Annotated in this window: 3 protein-coding genes; all 3 read left to right on the forward strand. The window is 65.6% G+C overall.

What is annotated here, in order from left to right; all coding sequences use genetic code 11:
• Window positions 1-566, forward strand: a 566-nt coding sequence (locus ACFMO7_RS00790; RefSeq protein WP_376793636.1) for a hypothetical protein, incomplete at its 5' end; no start/stop codon positions are given.
• A gap of 88 nt (window positions 567-654) precedes the next feature.
• A complete protein-coding gene (locus tag ACFMO7_RS00795; RefSeq protein WP_376793637.1) occupies window positions 655-1,095 on the forward strand; it encodes a hypothetical protein in 441 nt (146 codons plus the stop codon).
• Window positions 1,096-1,219: 124 nt separating this feature from the next.
• A partial coding sequence (locus ACFMO7_RS00800; protein ID WP_376793638.1) for a hypothetical protein occupies window positions 1,220-1,800 on the forward strand: 581 nt, incomplete at its 3' end.

Genomic DNA, 1,800 nt, shown 5'->3' on the forward strand with positions numbered 1-1,800 from the left:
TCATCGCGACGTGGACTCCACCAGCACCCCTGCCCGGCGAGCGCTATCGGCTACAGGTGGCCCATGTGGGCTGGACCAGCCGAGGGCTGCCTTTTCCTGACCCTGAGCTTGAACTGGCCGTCATGGCCACTGGGGAAGCGCCGCTGCCTGTCCGCATGAGGCAAACAGTGCTCGGCATCCGAGAAACGCCGTTCCTCCAGCCTGATCTCTCTCAGGATCAACGGGCAGTGCGAGATGCCTCCGAGCTGTGGAGCGCCTGGGCGCGAGCACTCCGCTGGCAGCGCTGGGAGCAAGCCGCCGCGGAGGCCCGGCCCCGACTGCAGACCGTGCTGGTGTCACCTGATGACGATGCGGATGCGCACTGGCTCGAAACAGCGTTGTGCCAGGCGGTGCCGCTCTTACGGGAGGACCAGGCCCACCTGCTGATCAGCGCCCCACGCAGTGCCCTCCGACAAGGAGGGGCCGATGTCCAGCTCCTCTGCTGCAACCAGATGGACAGGCTGGCATCTGCCCTCCGTTCGTGGGGCATTTCCTTCCGGGTCGCGGCACGGAAGGAAGAGGGATGACCAACGCGCTCTGGGAGACTCACCAGTCCTGTGCTCTCAGGACCGCTCTGCTAATGCTGATTCACCAGAGAAAAGGAGGGTACTTGCTTTGCGCATCACCATCCACCTCGCCGTTTCCTCCTGGAAGGAGGTCGAGCGGGACTCACAGCTCCAGTTTCTCCTCGATCCTTCCTGGCTCTGCACATGCCCTGACTTTTGTTGGCTCTGCCTGACGCTCTCGGACATCGACACCACCTGGTGCTTGCAGGTGCATGCTGACAGCGGTCTCCGGCAGGTCCCTCGCGAGCGGAGCATGCTGCTCCAGCGCCAGAGGACCGGCCAGCTTCCCGAGCACTGGCTCCTGTGCAGCGAAGCCGTTCTGGCCCATCCCGTCTTCCTCCAACTTGGGCGGGCGCTGCACCGTCTCTTGGGCGGAGAGACGCAAGGGGTCTTCCGTGCCCGGGTCGGCACGATGACAGTCTGCCTTCAGCAGCGGCCCGCGAGCACAAGCCGCTCCCGAGGGGAGGATCAGGGCGCTGGGACGTCCTGAGCATGCCGTAGCGTGCCGTGCCCGGCAGAGGCTCCGCCGCTCTCTGCCGGTGTCATCTGTTCCCCTCTCTGCCTGCCCGCTGTGGAGGGATAGTGTGCTGAAAGAAGCGAAAGGAGTGGCTGCTATGACGATTGAGGAACCAGGGCACTGGCTTTCCCGCCAGCTGGGAGGGCGTCGCCTGCTTCTGCCCACCCCACCAGCCTGTCTCCCCCTCCTGGAACGGGCCCGGCAGGCGGGCATCCAGGTGGGAGACCTCTTCGTCGTCTCTCGTCCCCTCGTTCCCCTGGCGCAGGGCGGCTATGAACTGTCCACCGGCCATCTGTGGTGTCACTATGATGCCCGTCTGGAGGAGGCGGAGCGTTCCCTGCTGCAGTGCCTGCTGGTGCTGCTGGCTGCGCTCAAACGGCGCTTTCCTGCGCCGCGGACGCTGGAAGAAGAGCGAGAGCAGCACCAGCAGCTCGTGAAGGACGCCGCCGCACTGGCGCGCGACTGGCAGCGACCCGATCTGTTCGTCGCTGCTGATCTGGATCGCTTGCTGGCAGAGGCCGAGAATCGCTTCGACGCCCTGGTGGCGGTGGGGGAGCTGGCAGGCTCTCTGGACCCACCCGTTGCGCACGCGGCCTCCCTGGCGCTCTGTCAGCTTCGGGAGCGCGAGGGGTGGAGTCAAGCCACATTCGAAGCGGCTCTTGCCGGTATCAGTGATGA

Source organism: Thermogemmatispora sp., assembly GCF_042408735.1.
In the GTDB taxonomy this organism is placed as follows: Bacteria; Chloroflexota; Ktedonobacteria; order Ktedonobacterales; family Ktedonobacteraceae; genus Thermogemmatispora.